The 19,111-nt window shown below is 35.9% G+C and carries 13 protein-coding genes; 9 read left to right on the forward strand and 4 right to left on the reverse strand.

Annotation, left to right across the window (positions count from 1 at the left end; translation table 11 throughout):
- Positions 1-116 precede the first annotated feature (116 nt).
- Positions 117-695, forward strand: coding sequence for an HTH-type transcriptional regulator Hpr (locus BG04_RS20885; protein ID WP_034652817.1), 579 nt, complete (start codon positions 117-119; stop codon positions 693-695).
- A gap of 728 nt (positions 696-1,423) precedes the next feature.
- On the opposite strand, the gene BG04_RS20890 is transcribed toward BG04_RS20885, so the two are convergent.
- Complete coding sequence (locus BG04_RS20890; RefSeq protein WP_034652815.1) at positions 1,424-2,563, reverse strand: hypothetical protein; 1,140 nt, start codon at positions 2,561-2,563, stop codon at positions 1,424-1,426.
- Positions 2,564-3,464: 901 nt separating this feature from the next.
- On the reverse strand, positions 3,465-4,895 hold the full coding sequence (locus BG04_RS20895) for a hypothetical protein (protein WP_013082784.1): 1,431 nt from the start codon (positions 4,893-4,895) through the stop codon (positions 3,465-3,467).
- A gap of 376 nt (positions 4,896-5,271) precedes the next feature.
- Here BG04_RS20895 and BG04_RS20900 point away from each other — a divergent pair, with 376 nt between their 5' ends.
- Complete coding sequence (locus tag BG04_RS20900; protein ID WP_013056601.1) at positions 5,272-5,622, forward strand: VOC family protein; 351 nt, start codon at positions 5,272-5,274, stop codon at positions 5,620-5,622.
- 295 nt (positions 5,623-5,917) lie between these two features.
- Here BG04_RS20900 and BG04_RS20905 read toward each other — a convergent pair whose 3' ends face one another.
- Entirely contained in the window at positions 5,918-7,009 is a 1,092-nt protein-coding gene (locus tag BG04_RS20905; protein ID WP_016763781.1) for an AI-2E family transporter, read from the reverse strand.
- Between the two features lie 109 nt (positions 7,010-7,118).
- On the reverse strand, positions 7,119-7,313 hold the full coding sequence (locus BG04_RS20910; protein WP_013082787.1) for a twin-arginine translocase TatA/TatE family subunit: 195 nt from the start codon (positions 7,311-7,313) through the stop codon (positions 7,119-7,121).
- A 1,048-nt stretch (positions 7,314-8,361) separates the two neighbouring features.
- Between BG04_RS20910 and BG04_RS20915 the strand changes: the two genes are divergently transcribed.
- The 7 genes from BG04_RS20915 (at position 8,362) to BG04_RS20945 (ending at position 18,959) form a co-directional block, all read left to right on the forward strand.
- Entirely contained in the window at positions 8,362-10,317 is a 1,956-nt protein-coding gene (locus BG04_RS20915; protein ID WP_034652811.1) for a beta-galactosidase, read from the forward strand.
- Positions 10,318-10,401: 84 nt separating this feature from the next.
- Entirely contained in the window at positions 10,402-11,766 is a 1,365-nt protein-coding gene (locus BG04_RS20920; protein ID WP_034652809.1) for a glycoside-pentoside-hexuronide (GPH):cation symporter, read from the forward strand.
- A 117-nt stretch (positions 11,767-11,883) separates the two neighbouring features.
- Positions 11,884-12,129, forward strand: coding sequence for a DUF2164 domain-containing protein (locus BG04_RS20925; RefSeq protein WP_016763783.1), 246 nt, complete (start codon positions 11,884-11,886; stop codon positions 12,127-12,129).
- Positions 12,130-12,371: 242 nt separating this feature from the next.
- Positions 12,372-13,868, forward strand: a complete 1,497-nt coding sequence (locus BG04_RS20930) for a CoA transferase (protein WP_080743156.1) — start codon at positions 12,372-12,374, stop codon at positions 13,866-13,868.
- Positions 13,869-14,236: 368 nt separating this feature from the next.
- Positions 14,237-14,434, forward strand: coding sequence for an IDEAL domain-containing protein (locus BG04_RS20935; protein ID WP_013082792.1), 198 nt, complete (start codon positions 14,237-14,239; stop codon positions 14,432-14,434).
- Between the two features lie 226 nt (positions 14,435-14,660).
- Entirely contained in the window at positions 14,661-15,080 is a 420-nt protein-coding gene (locus BG04_RS20940) for a universal stress protein (RefSeq protein WP_034652807.1), read from the forward strand.
- Between the two features lie 525 nt (positions 15,081-15,605).
- The gene (locus BG04_RS20945; protein ID WP_158319976.1) at positions 15,606-18,959 is read left to right on the forward strand and encodes a trifunctional glycoside hydrolase family 18/polysaccharide deacetylase/glycosyltransferase family 2 protein; all 3,354 of its coding nucleotides are present in this window, start codon (positions 15,606-15,608) and stop codon (positions 18,957-18,959) included.
- Positions 18,960-19,111: the final 152 nt, after the last annotated feature.

The following is a 19,111-nucleotide window of genomic DNA, read 5'->3' on the forward strand; positions in this document are numbered from 1 at the left end:
GTGTATTTTTTCGTCTGATTTTGTAGGTATACTGATAAATTAGATGAAATAAAAATGTTTTTACGCGTTTTAAAAATAAACTAACTTACAACAGCCTACAAATAAGGAATGATAGTATGTCGAAACAAGAACAAGAAAGTGAATACACAATAAAAGATGCATCATTGTTTGGATTCAAATTAATGCAGGTAAGTAAAGCCATCTGGAGAGCTGCGGAAGATGACTGGGAGCAATGGGTGAAACCTTATGGACTAAACGTAAATGAGCATCATATTTTATGTTTAGCTAGTAACACGGGAGAAATCTCTATGTCAGAGTTAGCTAATTTAGGAGCTATGCATATCTCTACAGCGTTTAATTTTTCGAAAAAATTAGAAAATCAAGGGTATCTGCACTTGTCCAAAAGAGAAAATGATAAAAGAAACACCTACATCAAATTGACTGAAAGGGGCGAACAATTATTGCTTGATACGCTCAAAGGGTATGAACCACATAACAGTAAGATATGTAAAGGTGCACTTCCTTTAAAAACGTTATACGGCAAATTCCCCGCTTTTCCAGAGCTAGTAACCGTTGTTCGCCATGCTTGCGGCGGCGAGCTTGTGACCGTTGCTGATCAACCTTTTGTGAATATAAAAGAAGCGGAAATAGAAGAAAATGAAGATAAGAAAGAAGTCCAGCTAACTAGTAATTGAACGCGGTGAATAATATGCAGACAATAGGGCTTCATGAAAATAAGTGAATAACAGGCGGAGCTGTTTTATACGTGAGAAATACGACGTATAAAACAGCTCTTTTTTATTTTCCGTGCTTTATTTGTAAAAGATGCAGCGGATATTATGATGGAAAACGGCTGGATGGAAACACCACCGGAAGCGGTAGATAGAAAGCATTTAAACTCCAACTAATTAAATAATTTGCCTTTATATTTGATAGTCATTAAACTAACCCAACTTATGATTACAATTTGTATAGGAGCTTAATGTCTCCGTGTATAAAAAATATTATTTATTTGCTGCTCATTATTTTATAGAAATTACTAGACATTTATAAGACATTAAAAAGAAATTAAAGAAATTATAAACATTGCTAAAACTTATATGGGTAAAAGCCTTCTGCTGACTGAGGTTAAAGGGAATAAAGCAATCAAAAAAACTGCAGTTTACTACAAGAATTTTCACGAAAAAATATAGGATTTTTTTATAACAGCCATATTTTCTACGCAATCGATCGGAAAATAACGTTTATTTATTGTATTTTTTGTTCATTTAGTTGATTTTTTTCATGGGAATGAAAATCATTATCATTTAAAGGGATTTATTATAGTTAATAGACAAATATATTTTAGTAAGTTAAAGAGAAAGAAAGAATAGGAGGGAAATAAAGTAGAGGTGAGTAAAAAAAGGCATAACAAAAAAGAGTATTATAGAGCGTTAATTTTTGCCTGATAATACCCGTTGGCAATTTTGCGGATATACGTAAAGAAGTTTGACTCCATTTCATGCACAAGAGGGCGAAATGCATCCATACTTTCTTCTATGTAAGTTTGTTGTAAGTAACGCTGAACGGACGTTAATGATTTTTCGATTATATCTAAACCGAACTCATGCACAATGGAATGAATATCTTCTTTTTTAATGGAATAATGGCCAAAAGATTTAAAGAAATTCTTAAACTGAGTAAATGCATGCTCTCCACGGATTTTTTCGATTTCTTTTTGTTTTTTACTATCATGAGCACCAGTTAAATTGAAGCTTAAAATAAAACCATCCTTGATTTTTTCAATAATTGATTTTCTTGGCTGCTTTTCTTCTAATAATGTTTTGACACAATCATCTTTTTCTAGCACATCGATACGGAAAATTTTATTCAATTTACTAGCCATTTCTTTAATAGCAGCTTTATAGCCAATGTATTTTGGAAGAATGTGTTTTACCTCGGTGTAAGATAAAAGGGCTTCTGAATCTTTCTTTACGTTTACATCAGATTCGTATACATACAAAGCACGTAAAGCCAGGCGCAGCATGTTAATATTTTTAATAGCCAGCAATTGATAAATCACTTCCATCGAAACAGAAGTATAACCGCCTTTTGAAGTATATGTATTGTTATCTTCATCAAGCATTTCAGGATTATATGATATGTTTTGAACATCAGCAGCTTCTTTTATATGTAAATCTAAAAAATCCTCTAAATAGTTGTTTAAAGAAACTTGAATATAGTCTCCCCATAAACGATCCCAGCGAATGATGTCGTAGTCTTCTAAAAGCTTATTATTATTTTGAACGGTCCGAACGGAACATTGGATTGTATTAGCCAGTTCTTGCTCAGAAATAATTGAAATATGACCTTGGCTGTTACATTTGGCTACGTAAGCTAAAATTTGCTTCATCAGAGAACCCGTCCACTTTATGTCTACAAAGTTTTTCGCTAGACCAAATGAATGTTTTTCATAGTAATAGCTGTTGTCTCGTTTCGTGTTTCTATTTAAGCCGCTCATGACAATCAGCAGTTTATTTGCTACAAGGGTGTGCCGTTTTAGTGACAGCTTTTGTATACTCATGTAGTGACCTCCTTTCCAAAACTATATACGTCGTCTTTTACAGTATAGACACAGTCATATAGGCTGTAAAATGACATATTTGCACGGGGAAATGGTGCATTTTTTTAAAAGACTAGTGATACCAAGGGACGAGACATCCATTTAAAAGGTGACATATTTGCACGGAGATGTGGAGCAAAAATAGTGTTATATTTCATAAACGTTGATAAAACAGCATTCTTAAGACAAATGTCGTATTATGACGGATGAAATACACGTAATGTGACAAATTCAAAAAAAATTTTGATGTAAAAATGACATATTTGCACGGAGAATAGGAGCAAAAATGATAAAAATAAAGATTCGGGCGACAAAGTGACACATTTACACGGAAAATAGGGACATAAAACAAAAAAATGCCCTTTTTTAGACACAGAAAGTTCACATTTTTACAAAGAATAAATGAACATTTGCAGAAAAAATCGCGCTTTTTTAAAAAAGTGGCATATTTGCACGGGAATCTGGAGCAAAAAACACTTTTGCACGGAGATTTGGAGCCAAAAATGCAGAAAACGGAGGGGGAAAGTCGCTGTCTCAAGAAAAATTATGTAAAAGTGGCATATTTGCACGGAAGATTGGAGCCAAACTTATAGTAAATGCAGTATAGAAAGAAAAACGGCACATTCGCACGGGGATCTGGAGCAAAAAACAATTATAAATACTTTTTTAGACACAAAAAGTTCATAAAATGATAAGAAAGATGAAGTTTAATAACTATATCAGCAGGGGAAATAGTATGTTTATATGGAGAATTGGAGCAAAAAAACACTTTTGCACGGAAATGTGGAGCAAAAAATGCAGTAACTAATGGTAGGGAGATAAAAAGAATGCTCTTATAAAGATCATAAGAGCATTCTTTTTTTTAGCCTATAGAACTTGTTACGTTTTGATAAATAGAAAGGGGAGCATATTCGTAATCACCAGCTAGTAAGTCTTTTACTTCACTTTCTCCCACAGGAATAAAGGTAATCTGAAACACTTGGCCCACTCTTTTATAGGATTGGACAGCTAGTTTTTGTTCGACTAGCTCATCTAAGGCTGTTTCAATTTCGACAAGGTTTTCTTTTTTTCGTCTTTTTCGAAAGCGGACTCTTGTCGAAAAATATAAATAATCTCTTGTGACATTGTATGAAGATTTTGTTTCATAGCAAATGAGACGCTCTTTTTGCATAACGAATAGCAAATGATAAGCGGCGTCTAAACTTAATTTTTCTACTTTATTTTTATAAATACGCACCGTTTGGCGTTGAATATAGTCTCTATATATCACTTCATTGACGTGAATTTCAGCAATTCGCGTTCCGTTGGGCATGGTAGTAATATCCACAAAGTCAAAAATACCGTAGGCAATTTTCTTATTATGCTGTACTTTTGTCATGCTATAGTGCTTCATTTTTGTAATTCTTTCTTCTATCATCTGATAGTTGCGCTTACTGTCTGTTTTATAAAGTGCTTTCACAAGGTCACCAATTTTTACGTTAATAATTTTTTGTGTAGCGAACAATTCGTCGCGTTGGCTCATGATCTCTAAAAACACTTTATAATCAAACCGATCTAAATCACTAATTTTATTTCCATTTTCTTCAGCGTATTCTTTTTCTATTAACAATTCGTAATCTGTCCCGTCTTCAGAGTTATAAGTACTTAAGAAATATTCTTTTCCTTCTTTCTCTAATAGGGGTTGCTCGACGAGAAGCTTTGCTCTTGAGTTAGAGAAAAAAGGATTCTCTACAGTTGAAAAAGGGCTCTCAATAATACTATGATTTCCGTTTTGGAAGCTTGGGTCCAGTATAGTAAGCCCAATAATAATAGATATATCCGTATGGATTGCTTTTTCTCGCTGGGTCTTGGTTTTTTGATGAATATAAGGATAATCCGTTAAGAAGAAGCTATCTTCTTGACTCCATTCACGTAGGATACCAATTCGTTTATCAATGACTTCTTCCGGAGATGATACGTTTTCAAACTGTTTGCAAAAGAGTTCTTTTCCATTCGTTTTATAATAAGCTGTTAGCGCTTTGTATTCGCCAATCAGCTCTTTATTTTTCTTAGGCTTTTTTTGCTCATAGTCGCGTATAGCAGCATCTAACCATCTGCGTTTCGTACGATTGAGAAAGTCCTTTTTTAAAATCCTCAACGCTTCGTTTACATCTTTATTTTCAAAGTGCTGCTGATAAAGAGGGAGGATGGTGCTTTCTAAATCACCTTTTATACTTTCATTATAAACAGATAAGAGGCGTAATTTAGATACTCTATCAATGACTTCGCGTATGAGTAAAGATGAATAATCCATACACATCTAACCTCCTTAACCTTAAGTTAGTCATTTTAATCCTTAGCTGGATAGTGGCTTTAAATCTATTGTAATGCACGAAAGTTCGATGCTACAAACAAAAAAAGGCTACTATCTATAGTCTATTTTTCATTATACACGTGCAAAGCAGAGGAAGGGGGAGATTTTCTCATTTTCTTTTTTAGTAATCTACATTTGGTCATGAAGCATATATATTTGCCGTGTAGCTTATGTATGGAGGATAAACGTGTCTGCAAGACCGCTAATTCTGCTACCGAGTTTAATGGACTGATAGAAAGTATCTCAAAATAAAAGGATATTAGCGATTAAAAGAGAATACGTTGTAAAACTACTAAACCTATACCGGAGGTCATAAATGAACCCTATATTAAATGAAGTAGGCACGGTTTTTATTCCTGTAAAGGACATAAAAAAAGCACGAGATTGGTATTGTGACATACTAGGTTTGATAGCAGATGGAGACATTTTATATGATCATTTATATGTGATACCTATGAATGGAACAGGAATTGTATTAGATAGCAAAACTTATTCAAAAAATACGCTTTTTAAAACGCCAGCTTTTCATTTGAATACAAACGATATCAAAGAAGCTTATGAATATATGAAGCAGAAAAAAGTAGAGCTAACGACAGGAATTCAACACAATCATTGGTTTACATTTAAAGATCCGGATGGAAATCACCTGATGGTGTGTCAGTGCTGAACCCATGGGAAGATAAAAGACATTAGGACATAACGAAATTACCCCAATCTAAAGACGAACAAATGAGATAAAGGAGCTGAACCGCTTGTGACACCGCTGTTGAGTTTCGTGTAAGACTTCCGCTTTTCACGCAGAAGTCTTCACCTTGCCCTCCAATCAACAGCTAGAAGCAGCTGCACGAACCCTATGTTCAATATGACAACAAAAAATCCGAACCATTAATCAGATTAATAGTTCGGATTTAACTTCAACTAAGATGCTTTTTTACCAGCTTCTATTGGATAGCCTCGACATTTTACAATTTGACAGATTTGTTTCTGAATTGAATCATTCTTACAATATTTATCACAATTGTTTTTGTTACAGCATAAGCTGGAATCGCTAAGATCATTCCGAGTATTCCTGCAATATTACCCGCAACAAGCAATAAAATAATAATCGTTAAAGGATGAGTGTTTAATTTCTTTCCAATTACCAGCGGAGAAATAATGTTCCCATCTAGCTGTTGAACGATTACGACGACGATAATTACTAATATCGCTTTTGTAGGAGAGTATAATAAACCTACGATTAAAGCAGGTGCTACGCCAATGAAAGGGCCGACGTACGGGATAATATTAGTAAGGGCTCCTATTAGTGCGAGTATCAATGCATAGGGTAACCCTATGATGAGGTAACCAATGAATGTACTAATACCCACAAACAAACAAACGAGCATTTGGCCTTGAATATAAGTAGCTAGCGTATTTGTTGTTTCTTTCATTGTACGTAACGTTTCTTTTCGGTAAGAAGCAGGAACCATACGCAGCGTGTTTTTACGAAGTTTATGGCTGTCTTTAAGCATATAAAAAAGAATGAAAGGAACGGTTACAACCGTAAGTGTAATATTCGTTACGACGCTTAAAACAGATGAAATACTGTTTGTGAGATTCGTAGGTAAAGTAGACGCGTAGTTTAAAAGTGACTCTTCAATATGATCGAGCGACACATATTTTTGTTCAACGAGCCAGTTAAACCATCTTGAGTTAGATAAATCATTTATGTACTCTCTCGTTTCTACAATGTAAGACGGAATATTTTTAGCCAAATCAGTTAATTGCTTAGATAAAGTAGGTCCCACACCGCCCACAATAGAAGCAATTACGCCGATAAAAACAACGTATAATAGTAAAATGGCCAGTGTTTTTGGCACTTTTTTTCTTGTGAGAAATGACACAATTGGTTCGAATAAAAAGAAAAGAAAACCAGCTACGAGAATAGGGAAAAACAAAGTGGAGATAAACACACCGATTGGTAGAAAAACAAACGAAATATGTTTACAAATGTAAATCAGTAAAGCAATCATTAATAGTTCTAATGTCCAAAAATGCAGTTTCGATTTAAACAAAAAGTTACCCTCTTTCTTTACTATTTTTTACTATCATACATTAAAAAAGAAACCCACTGCACGTGAAAAGTGGGCTTTTTAGTCTGTATAACTTTTATTTACATAAAAATTAGGATTTTTCCTCTTTATCTTCAGTGGTATCCTCTGGAGTTTTTTTGTCGTCATCCTGTATAATTCCTTCCGCTGCATTTTTAAATTCTCGCAGGGAATGTCCAAATGCTCGTCCTATGTCCGGCAATTTACTCGGTCCAAATACAATTAAGGCAGTAATCCCGATTACGACCATGCTTGTTGCTCCTGGCATGATATCCTCTCCTTTAAAAGCAATGAATATATGAAAATTAAAAAGAGATAGTAAATAAAGTGCATGTTTATACTATTCACTTTTCTCTTTAAAATTCCTTTATTTTAAATGATACGAAAATAAGGTGCAGCGGCTATGTATGATTTAAATGCTAACAGTGATATTTCGCATACGAAATTAATTATAGCATTAAAGACAGCCGTTCGCCTTATTACCCCTGCATAAGTTCTATGTAAAAAAGTCTTCATAAGAATTTGCAAAGCAACGGAGGCAAATACGGCTTATGGATTCGAGCCTATGAACGTTCTCCCGTCACAAACCTAACGATTCGTCATTCTAATTTCCAGCATGTTGCAACATCATTATTGATGGAAAATGTAAAGGATCCTGCGTTTGAAGAGCTTTGTATAAATGGAAGCTGCATGAACACAAACCGGTAAAAGGTGTGTTTATAATCAGCTGCAAGTAAAAGGCGGAACAAGAGTATCTTAGCCCCAGAAGTAGCCGCATAATTAATCGAGATTATTGATTAATTGTGCGGTCTTTTTTTATTGTGATGGTGAAGGTAGATTTAATGTGTTAATAATGGTAAAAACCTGCTCTGTAATTTTTACTATTTTATAGATAAGTCAAATGACTCTGACTAATTGATAGATAACATGTATGAAAGAAATTACTTTTGCTGATTATTTTATAAGCAATTTATTACCTAAATGTGGATATGGTAAGTGTGAGGGAAGATATATAAAAGAATTATAAAAACATTTGTCTTTGTAAGCGTTTTATTCTTTATTTTAATAAAGAGCAAAAAAAGGATGTTTTTCTCTAAATTTTTACCATTGAATATTTTGAATAAAGTTCATAAAATAAACTTGTAAGCGTTTTAAAAAATTAGAAAGTATGTATCTTGAAAGTTGAATAGAGATTTATTTATGAAGAAAATAAATGTGATTTTTTTGCTTTTGATCCCTGTTTCCGAGTAGACCTTAACAGTTAGCAGCAAATTATTCATTTAATGAAATAAAGAAATAGATAGGAGTAGAGAAAAATGTACATCGGTGTCGATTATTACCCTGAACATTGGCCAGAAAATATGATAGAAGAAGATATCCAAGGCATTAAAGAGCTAGGATCAAACATGGTAAGAATAGGAGAGTTTGCTTGGCACCTAATGGAGCCTAAAGAAGGTGAATATGACTTCTCCTTTTTTGATAGCGTTATCAATAAGCTTAAAAAACAGAATATTGATGTTATGTTTGGTACGCCTACTGCCACTTTTCCGGCTTGGCTTGCGAAGCAGCATCCTTCTATTTTATCAAAAGATGAAAACGGGGCGGTCAGAGCCTTTGGAGGAAGACGTCAATATTGTTTTAATTCGCCCCTTTACCGAAAGTATAGCGCTCAGATTACAGAACAACTCGTAAAGCACTACTGCTCAGAAGAAGCAATTGTAGCATGGCAAGTTGACAATGAATTTGGCCATGAAGGCAGTGACATGTGTTACTGCGAACAATGTCATAAAGAGTTTCAGCAGTTTTTGGAAAGACAATATAAAGATATCAATGAGCTAAATGAAAAGTATGGCACTATTTTCTGGGGACAAACATATAACGAGTTTACTGAAGTGCCTATGCCCGTAAAAACAATTACGACACACAGCCCTTCGCTAAAGCTTGACTGGGCGCGCTTTCGTTCTTTTTCGTTAAACAGATACGCTCACGAACAAACAGCGATTGTGAAGAAATATAAAGGTGATCACCAGCTGTTGACAACGAACGTATCAGGGGGCTTTTTTGATAAATGGTTTGACCATGAAGAAAATCTAGAAGTAATGGACTTTGTATCTTATGACAATTATCCGGTATGGGGCGGTCAAACAGAGCCCATTACCCCGGCTCATATTGCATTAGGGCATGATTTTAATAGAGGTTTGCTACATAAAAACTTCTGGATTGTAGAGGAATTAATGGGCGCTCAAGGTCATGATATCATCGGTTATCTTCCGCGACCTAACCAGGCAAAAATGTGGTCTTATCAGGCGTTTGCTCATGGATGTACGAATATGCTGTATTTCCGTTGGCGCGGAATGACAAGAGGAGCCGAGCAATACTGCTATGGAGTTGTAGGTCACGATAATCATTATGGAAGACGCTACAAAGAAGTTCAGTCGTTATTTAGTGAAATCGTTCATTATGAACATGTACTTGAGTCTGGTATTAAATCCGATGTTGCCGTTTTGTATGACTATGAAAATATATGGTCATGGCGCTTTCAGCAGCAAAGTGAAGGATTTGACTTTACGCAGGAGCTGCTTCGAGGATATACACCGTTTTATAAGTTGAATACACCTATTGATGTTATTCCTGCTTCGAGAGATTTTTCAAGCTATAAAGTATTGGTTGTTCCGGCTTTGCAAATCATTGATGAAGAACTAGGTAAAAGATTTACTGAATTTACTGAAAACGGAGGCGTCATCGTTTTTACGTTTAGAACCGGCATTAAAGACAAACAAAATAATATTCACTTTAAACAGACGCTGCCCGGATATGTAAAAGAAATAACAGGGATTGAAATTCATGAAGTGGAAGCACTATCTTCTACTCAGAAAGCAGCTATTAAAGGGGTAGGACCGTATGAAGGAGAACAAGCAAGTGTGTCCGTGTGGAGAGACATTATCACACCTGTAACAGCTGAAGTGCTGTATGAGTATGACGATCCATTTTATAATCAAGCGGCTGTAACAAAAAATCAGTTTGGTCGCGGGACGGTTTATTATGTAGGCTGTGGAATTGAAGAGCAGACTTTTGAAAAAATTGCGCTTGATATTGTAAAACAGCAGCATATTGAGCATACGGAAAGTGAAGAGGGAATTGAAGTATATCCTCGCAAGCTTGGAGAGAAGAGTTATTCCTTTCTTATGAACCATACGCCCGAAGTAAAAGTGTTTAAAGATATTGTTCTGCAGCCTTACGAAAGTCGAGTTGTGGAAAATATACAGCCGTAATAGAAGACTAGAATCTCAAAAAGCAATAAGATTCTAGTCACCAATGAGATGAAAGCGTTTTATAGGAGAAGGGAGTTAAGTTATATGAGCATGGGGGTACAGTCAAAAGTTTCTCTAAAAACCGTATTATCATACGGAATGGGGAGTTTTGGAAACAATATTATTTATGCATTAACAAGTACATATTTAATGATTTTTTATACGGATAGCGTAGGACTAAATGCTGCAGCCGTAGGAACTTTATTTCTTATTGCGAGAATATGGGATGGAATTGCAGACATTATTATCGGAATGGTTGTTGATAATACAGAAACGAGATTTGGTAAGTTTAGGCCGTATCTTTTAATAGGCGGATTTTTTGCAGCAGTTGCTACAGTCGCGTGTTTTATTAGTCCTGATCTTTCTCATACAGGAAAATTAATTTACGCTTATATCACCTATATCGCATGGGGAACAAGCTTTGCTATTATGGATATTCCCTATTGGTCGCTTTCAGCAACCATTACACAAGATGTAAAAGAACGAAATAAAGTAGTGGCGTTTCCTAGAACCATTGCAGCAGTAGGGTCTTTATTTGCTAGTTTATTAACTCTTCCACTAGCTCATTATTTTGGAAACTGGTTTATGCTTAGTCTTATTTATGCGTGTATCTTAATGATTACAATGATTATTACATTTTCAGGAGTAAAAGAAAACTATACCGTAAAAAGACAGGAAAAGCAGACGCCAAAAGCAGTTTGGAACTTATTTATTCAAAATAAACCGTTGCGTTATCTAATTTTCTCGATGCTTTTAGTTGAAACGATTTTAACAATTCGAACTACGTTTTCTATTTACTATTTTAAATACAATTTAAATGCAGAGAATATCGCGTCTCTTTATTTAACCTTATTTTTTACAGCACAAATTGTAGGAGCGATCGCGTCTCCTTTCATTTCAAACAAATTTGGAAAGAAACGCGCAGCAATAGGGGGAATTGCCCTAAATGCTGTAGCCACTCTTACAATGTTTGTAACCGGTTTTCACGTTATGCCTGTAATGATTTTAAGCTTTTTAGCTTCTTTCGGCGGTGGAGTTAGCAACATTGCTCAAACATCTATGCTCGCTGACTGTGTAGAATACGGAGAGTGGAAAACGGGGAACCGAGCGGAAGGAATGGTGTTTTCTACGAATATTTTCAAAACAAAGGTTGCTTCAGCAGTGGGTGGAGCAGTAGGCGGGTACATCCTTTCAGCAGTAGGATACGTGCCAAATCAAATTCAGTCACACAGCACGCTCATTTGGATCGCTTTAATCTTTACAATCATTCCGGGGATTCTTTGCTTGTTATCACTTGTCCCACTGGCAAAATATGAGTTGACGGAAAAGAGATATTTAGAAATTTTACAAGATATGAAAAAGCGCTCAGGCCGCATAAAAGAAAAAACGGCTATGAAGGTGCCTAGCTAATTCAAATCAGCACAAGCATTGTACACAAAAACAACAAGAAAAAAAGACTGCATTTTCTCAGCTCCTCTTGCTATGATGTCAGGTAGACAGATATCAATGTAAAGAGGAGTTTTGTTTATGTTTATTAATTTTTCAAAAGAAGATAAAGATAAAATGCTGAATGAAATTCAAACGTTTTTTTATAACGAACGAGATGAAGAAATCAGTGAATTTGCTGCGGAAAATGTATTAGAGTTTATTAAAGAAAATATCGGCCCTCACTTTTATAACCAAGCAATTAAAGATGCAGAAGATATTATGAACCAAGTGATGCTTTCTGCAGAAGAAAACTTGCATGCATTAAAAAAACCAATCGAAAAGTAGTTCAAAAAAGAAAATATGAAGTAGGACAAAAGCGTTTTATGTAAAAAAACATAAAGCGCTTTTGTTTGTCTATGAAACAAATTATTTGTTCGCCTAAGTGATGTATGATACATTCGTTTTAAGATAATATTAACGTTAACGTAAAGGTTATATTAAAGTGCTTTGATTTAACTCGACGAGGGCATAACTTCAGCAAGCAGGGACATAATGAGGTAATTATATGAGGAAAGAAGGGGTTATACGTGAGCAACATTACTAAAGATCAGCTAACAAAATCTATTGTGAAAGCAAATGAAAATCGTTTAACGGATAATAGTGATTTTGATATCTATCAAGAGCTTGAAAATGTGCTTCAAGGAGTAGGTTTATCAGCAAAAGACAGTGGAGGAAACATTACGTTTTACGGAGAAGATCCGGTTGTTCCTAGTACGCTGCGCCTTGCCTCAGCAGCAGCTATTGCACTAGTTGCTAAATCAGTAGCTGTCTCAAAAATTTGGAGAATACGAGGCGGAAAAGGTCAAGATATTCATATGGATTTACGAAAAGCTATACGAAGATTATCACCTTTTTACGATAAAAAATGGGAAAAGCTTAATGGGTACGCACCAAGTAAAGCAAATGATCCATATAACCCATTAGGCTTTCGCTTTTATCAAACAAAAGATGACAAATGGGTGATGCCGCTGAATCCATATCCACGCTCCAAGCATGAAACGCTAAAGCTGTTAAATGGTATAGAAGACCCTGATGCAGTGGCAAAAGAAATTCGCGGATGGAATGCAGAAGAATTAGAAAAAGCTGCAGCGGAGCGAGGAGTTATCATGCCTGTTGTGCGGACAATTGAAGAGTTTATGAATGAGTCCGTGTATGAAGAAATAGCGCAGCTTCCTTTAATTGAAATTGAAAAGATTGGAGAAAGTGAGCCGATTCCTTTTTCAAAGAATCCTAAAACGCCGCTAGATGGTGTTCGAGCATTAGGCCTTGGTCATGTTATTGCAGGAGCAGGATTTGGTAGAGCGCTCGCTTTACACGGTGCGGACGTGTTAAATATTTGGAAGCCAACGGACTGGGAGCATGATACGATTTACGCTACGTCTAATGTCGGTATGCGCTCTTCAACGCTGGATATCGGTGAAAAAGATGGAAAAGAAAAAATGGTTGAAATGCTACAAGGAGCCGATATCTTTTTTGCGAACCGTCGATACGGATTTCTAGAGAGATACGGTTTAACAGCTGAAGAGTGTGCCGAACTAAAACCAGGAATCATCCACTGTACCGTTAACCTGCACGGAACGCAAGGAGAGTGGGCGAAAAGAAATGGATTTGACCAAACAGCGGGAAGTGTAACGGGAGTCATGGCATTAGAAGGGTCGCCAGAAAATCCTACGCTGCCTCCTATTGTAGTGGTAAACGATTATGCGGTTTCTTGGCTGCTTGAAGTCGGTGCTTTAATGGCACTAGAAAGAAGAGCAAAAGAAGGAGGCAGCTACCGCGTGCGTGTATCATTAGATCGTGTATCTTTATGGATTTTATCAATGGGCATCTATGACAAAACATACGCTCATCAAACAGCTGGTTCGTCAGAGAAGCATGAGTACATTGCACCGGATCTCTTTACAGCCCAAACACCTTTAGGATTGTACCAAGGGCTTACAGAACAAATCGAAATGTCGGAAACTCCAGGGGAGTATAAGACGGTTCTCGTTCCTCGAGGTTCTTCATGCCCAGAGTGGTTGTGATATCAAGAGGCTGAGACAAAAGTATTTTAGTGGAAAGAAAATCCGAACAATGAATCGAGATTCTTGATAAAGGATCCAACTCGTTCGGATTTTTTTGTTATTGTGACGAACGTAGGTTTCGTTTATGTGGGTCGGTGCTTCTAGCGGTTGATTGGATGGCAAGGCGAAGCCTTGCACGGAAATCAACAGCGGTGTCACAAGCGGTTCAGCTCATGTATCCAATTTGTTTGTCTTTAGATTGAATTGATTTCGTTATGTCTTAATCTCGGTTTTTGGGGGTCAAATTTAAAATGAAAAATAAGAAAAAATATTTGAATAATTATATGATTTCTTATATAATAGCGAAAAGGATGAGGAGTTGACTTGTAATGGAAAACTATACGTCCCGCAAAATGACACGAGAAGAAGTAAAAGTATCAGACGCGACAGCAGCTCAACTAGTGCTAAACAAATCTCTTCGTGACTTTAAAAAAGCACAGCTTTTACTGCAAATTGATCAGTCGTTAGAAAAAAGAGATAAAGAAACTTTTTTACGTTTAACTGAAGAGTTAAAAGAAGTTTGTTAAATAACCTACTAACATAAACAATCAGCCTTTGCTTCTAGTGAGCAAAGGCTTTTTATATGGAAAAAAACGGATAAATGTTTTGTTTTTTCTGAAAGCGGTAAAAGTATAGTATGGATGATAAAGCAAAAATCAAGAAGTCTCTTACTTTATTATTTTTTGCTTTATCATCTACAGCATCTAGATAGTAATACATCACGAAAGAACAAAAAGAGAGAGGGTTCTTTATATGTATAACAAAATTTTAGTCGCCTTTGATGGCTCCGCACCTTCCATTCGTGCTCTTCAACATGCAAGTAAACTAGCTAAAAGCGTAAATGCTAATAAGCTGACAATTGTACATATTAAGGAAAGAATTCACTTGCAGCAGCCTGTTTTTAGCGTTGACTTAGACGCACTGATAGAAGAAGAAAACCGCGATATTTTATCTGAAGCTCACAATCATTTAACTCAATCAGGTATTCCATATGAGGCATACGGTTTAGAAGGCACAGCTTCAAAGAAAATTATCGAATACGCAAGCGACAATCAACAAGACGTCATTGTAATAGGAAGCCGGGGAAAGGGCTTTGTTAAAGAGACCTTTTTAGGAAGTGTAAGTCACGAAGTTGCTCAATCCGCAGAATGTCCTGTTATCATTATTAAATAAAAAGCATGTTCTCCTTGGAGAACATGCTTTTTATTTTGAGTTAATCTGTGTCGCCTTTAAATCGTCTGGTGCTTTAGCTGGCTGGGAATTTTTAATATGGTAAAAGCGCAGGAGGTCTCCACGTAATACACTACTTTTATTAGAAAGCTTTAAGAAAATGAAAAAATACATGTCTAAATAACTAATCAGACGAGATAAGACCTAGAAGATGGTATAGCTGTAAAGCCTTACACTTCCATAAGTTATCTCTAAATTCGATAAATTAGCATATATACCGCTTCATTTACTTCTGTTATCCTTTTGTTTGCAGAAAAACTTATAGTGTCAGATGCACGGTTTATAAAAGTTTTCGCTCTTTTGAGTATATGACTTTTTACAAAAACAACGCGATCTCTACACTTTTTTCTACTAGCAAAATAAAAAGTGTAGAGAAAGTGATAAACATACATAGAGGATATAAAAACAGAGGTAGAAACGTTTTTTCCTTTACATCATAGCTAAAAAGGATAGAAAGCAGGTATGGATGTGCAAACAACACGATTCAACAAAAAGAACAGGCGAGACGAGAAGACGGCTGGTTCGCACACGGACAAAAGTAAGAAAAAATTCATTTTTGAGACTAGTTCTCTAAAACGATGGCATATTATTATAAGTCTATTTATACTCCTAATCATTTTTACTCTTTTTTCAGCTTTCGTTTCAGGCTTAAGCCTTCACTTTAATCCGGTCTTGCCAACATGGGGGACTGAAGAAAAGAATGAATTTTCGACTATTTATCCATCCGATAACGATAGCGGCCGGCTCTCTTCTTTTTCAGAAGATGAGTCTCATAAAAAGTTTTTAGAAAACCGGATTGTGAACAAAGAAGATTTTTATGCGTTCTATGTTAATTGGGATAAAAATAGTGAACGTTCATTAAAAAATAATATTGACCAAATTGACGTTCTTGTACCTCAATGGTTTTCATTAAATTCGAACTTGGAATTAAAAAGCAGTGTTCAAAAAGATATCGGAGATTTTGCTAAAAAGCATCCTACAAAGGTTTTACCGTTGCTGACAAATGAGTCGAATGGAAAATGGGATGAACAAACGGTTCACCGCTTGCTGCAATCTCCTCAGGAACAATCCAAACTTATACATAATTTACATCGTCAAATTAAAGAAAATGGATATGATGGGATAAATATAGATTTTGAAAATATCAAAAGCAGCGACAGAGAGTTACTAACAGACTTTATGAAGAAACTTTATACAGCCTTCCATGAAGATGGGTTAATGGTAACTATGGATGTGCCTCCAGCTAATAAAGCATTCGATTATAGCCGTTTAGAACAGTATAATGACCGTATGATTTTAATGATGTACGACGAGCACTTTCAAAGCCCGGGTCCTATTGCTTCATTTTCTTGGTATCAAAACAATTTATCAAAATCGTTAAAAGATAAGATGATTGTTAGTCTTGGAAACTATGGATATGACTGGGATGAAAAGAGCAAGCAAGGAGGAAAGGTCGTATCATTTGAAGACGTCATGCGAATGGCTCAAAAAGCCCACTTGAATGTAGAGTGGGATGATAAAAGCAAAACGCCGTATGTAAATTATAAAGACGGAACGGGTACGCATGAGCTATGGTTTTTGGACAGCGTGACATTTTATAATCAGTGGAAAGCTGCTTCAACAAGCGGTGCCAAAGGAGTCGCTTTATGGAGACTGGGAACGGAAGACCCGTCTGTATGGGATGTAGTAAAAGGACATAAAGTAAGTGAGATTCAGACTGTTAAAAATGGAGAAATTGCTTACAATTATGGAGAAGGAAGCATACTTCATGCAAAAACAGAGGCTTCTCCAGGAGAAAGACGTTTTGCTTTTGATTCAAAAGGATTTATTTCAGGGGAAGAGTACACAGCAATGCCGCAAGCTCCTGAGATTGAACGGCTAAGCAAAATATTTAACAAAGAAATTGTTTTAACATTTGATGATGGGCCAGATCCTGAATACACAGAGAAAATTTTAAAGATTTTAAAAGCCCATGATGTAAAAGCTACTTTCTTTATGATTGGTGAAAATGCAGTATTTCATCAAGATATTGTTAAAGAAGTATATAAAGATGGTCATGAAATTGGAAATCATACATTTTCCCATCCAAATACAATCAATATTTCTAATAATCAGCTAAAGTATGAAGTAAATGCAACAGAACGAATCATTCAAGGTATCACTGGTCATTCATCTATTTTATATCGGCCTCCGTATGGAGATAATCAAAACATTTATAATGGTTACGATGAAACGGTATATGATCCAGCTTCATTTCAAAAAATGGCGGATACGACGAAGATGGGATATATAACTGTTAACTACGATATTGATTCGAGTGACTGGAAAGCTAAAAATAGTAAAGAAATTGTAAACCGTGTGATGAAGCAAGCAGAGAACGGTGATATTATCTTACTTCATGATGGAGGAGGAAACCGAGAAGCAACAGTAGAAGCACTGCCTCAAATCATTGAAAAGCTGCAGGCACGAGGGTATACATTTGTAACAGCAGGGGATTTGACGAACAAAAGCAGGGAAAGTACAATGCCCGCCGTTTTAAAAGCAGAGAATCCGATTATTCAAAACATCAAATTGATTCTAGCGAATATTGCTGCGCTGCATACTGTTTTTTTCGTTCTGTTTTATGGAACATTAATTGTATTTACACTGCGTTTGCTTATTGTCTTTTATCTCGCGCTTAAACATAAAAGAAAAGCTGATAAACTGCATTTTGATGCTTCATATCAGCCTTTAGTCAGCGTAGTCATCGCTGCATACAACGAAGAGAATGTGATAAGCAGGACGATCAAGTCGGTGTTGAAGAGTTCATATCAAAATCTTGAGATTATTATGGTTGATGATGGGTCAACAGATGGCACATCAAAGGCTGTTACTGAAGATTTCAGAGACAATGACAAGTTTCATCTTCTTCGAAAGAAAAATGGAGGAAAAGCTGCGGCGATCAATTTGGGTATCCAAAAAGCAGAAGGAGAAATCATTGTATCAATTGATGCCGATACCATTATTTCACCTGACGCTATATCACTTATGGTGAGACACTTTAACGATAAAAAAGTAGGAGCGGTATCGGGGAACATTAAAGTAGGTAATGTCCGTAATTTATTAACAACATGGCAGCATATTGAATATGTGTCAGGTTTTAATTTAGAGAAACGTGCTTTTTCTATGCTTAATTGCGTGACGGTGGTTCCAGGCGCAATAGGAGCATGGCGAAAAAAACTTGTTCAAGAATTAGGATATTTTACGGCCGATACATTAGCTGAAGATACAGACATGTCTCTGCGTATATTGCGCAGCGATTATAAAATTTCAATTGAAGAGAAAGCAAGTGCATATACAGAAGCACCGGAAAAACGTAAAGATTTTCTCAAACAGCGCCATCGCTGGAACTTTGGAACTTTACAGTGCTTGTGGAAGCACAAAAGAGCTTTTGGAGGGCGCAAGCATAAAGCATTAGGTTTTATGGCTCTTCCTAATATGCTGCTGTTTCAATTCATTTTTCCTTTATTTGCACCATTTTTAGACCTTTTATTTGTTTTGAGGCTATGTACTGGAGATGTTAAACATTCGGTTCTTCTATATGGGTGCTACTTTATTGTTGATTTTCTTGTTTGTTTAGTGGCCTTTAGATTAGAGCGAATAAGCAGTAAACCATTGGTTGCTCTAGTGATACAAAGAATTGTGTATCGCTACTTATTACTATGGGTAGCTTGGAAGGCAGTTTTAGCTGCATTAAAAGGAACAAGAGTAGGGTGGAACAAATTAAAACGCTCCGGAAATTTGCAGGTAACAAGAGACAGTTCAACTGAGAGAACTGGGTGAAATTGCACTATTTAACGAGGTTAATTAGCTTTTGCTAATTAACCTTTTTTATTAGAAAAACAGTAAAGAGTTCACTTAATAATGATAGTTAAAAGAACCTTTATTTTTACGCCTATCAATAGGGGGTATTCACATCCCTTCGTTGTTCATTG

This window comes from Priestia megaterium NBRC 15308 = ATCC 14581 (assembly GCF_000832985.1).
Classification (GTDB): Bacteria; Bacillota; Bacilli; order Bacillales; family Bacillaceae_H; genus Priestia; species Priestia megaterium.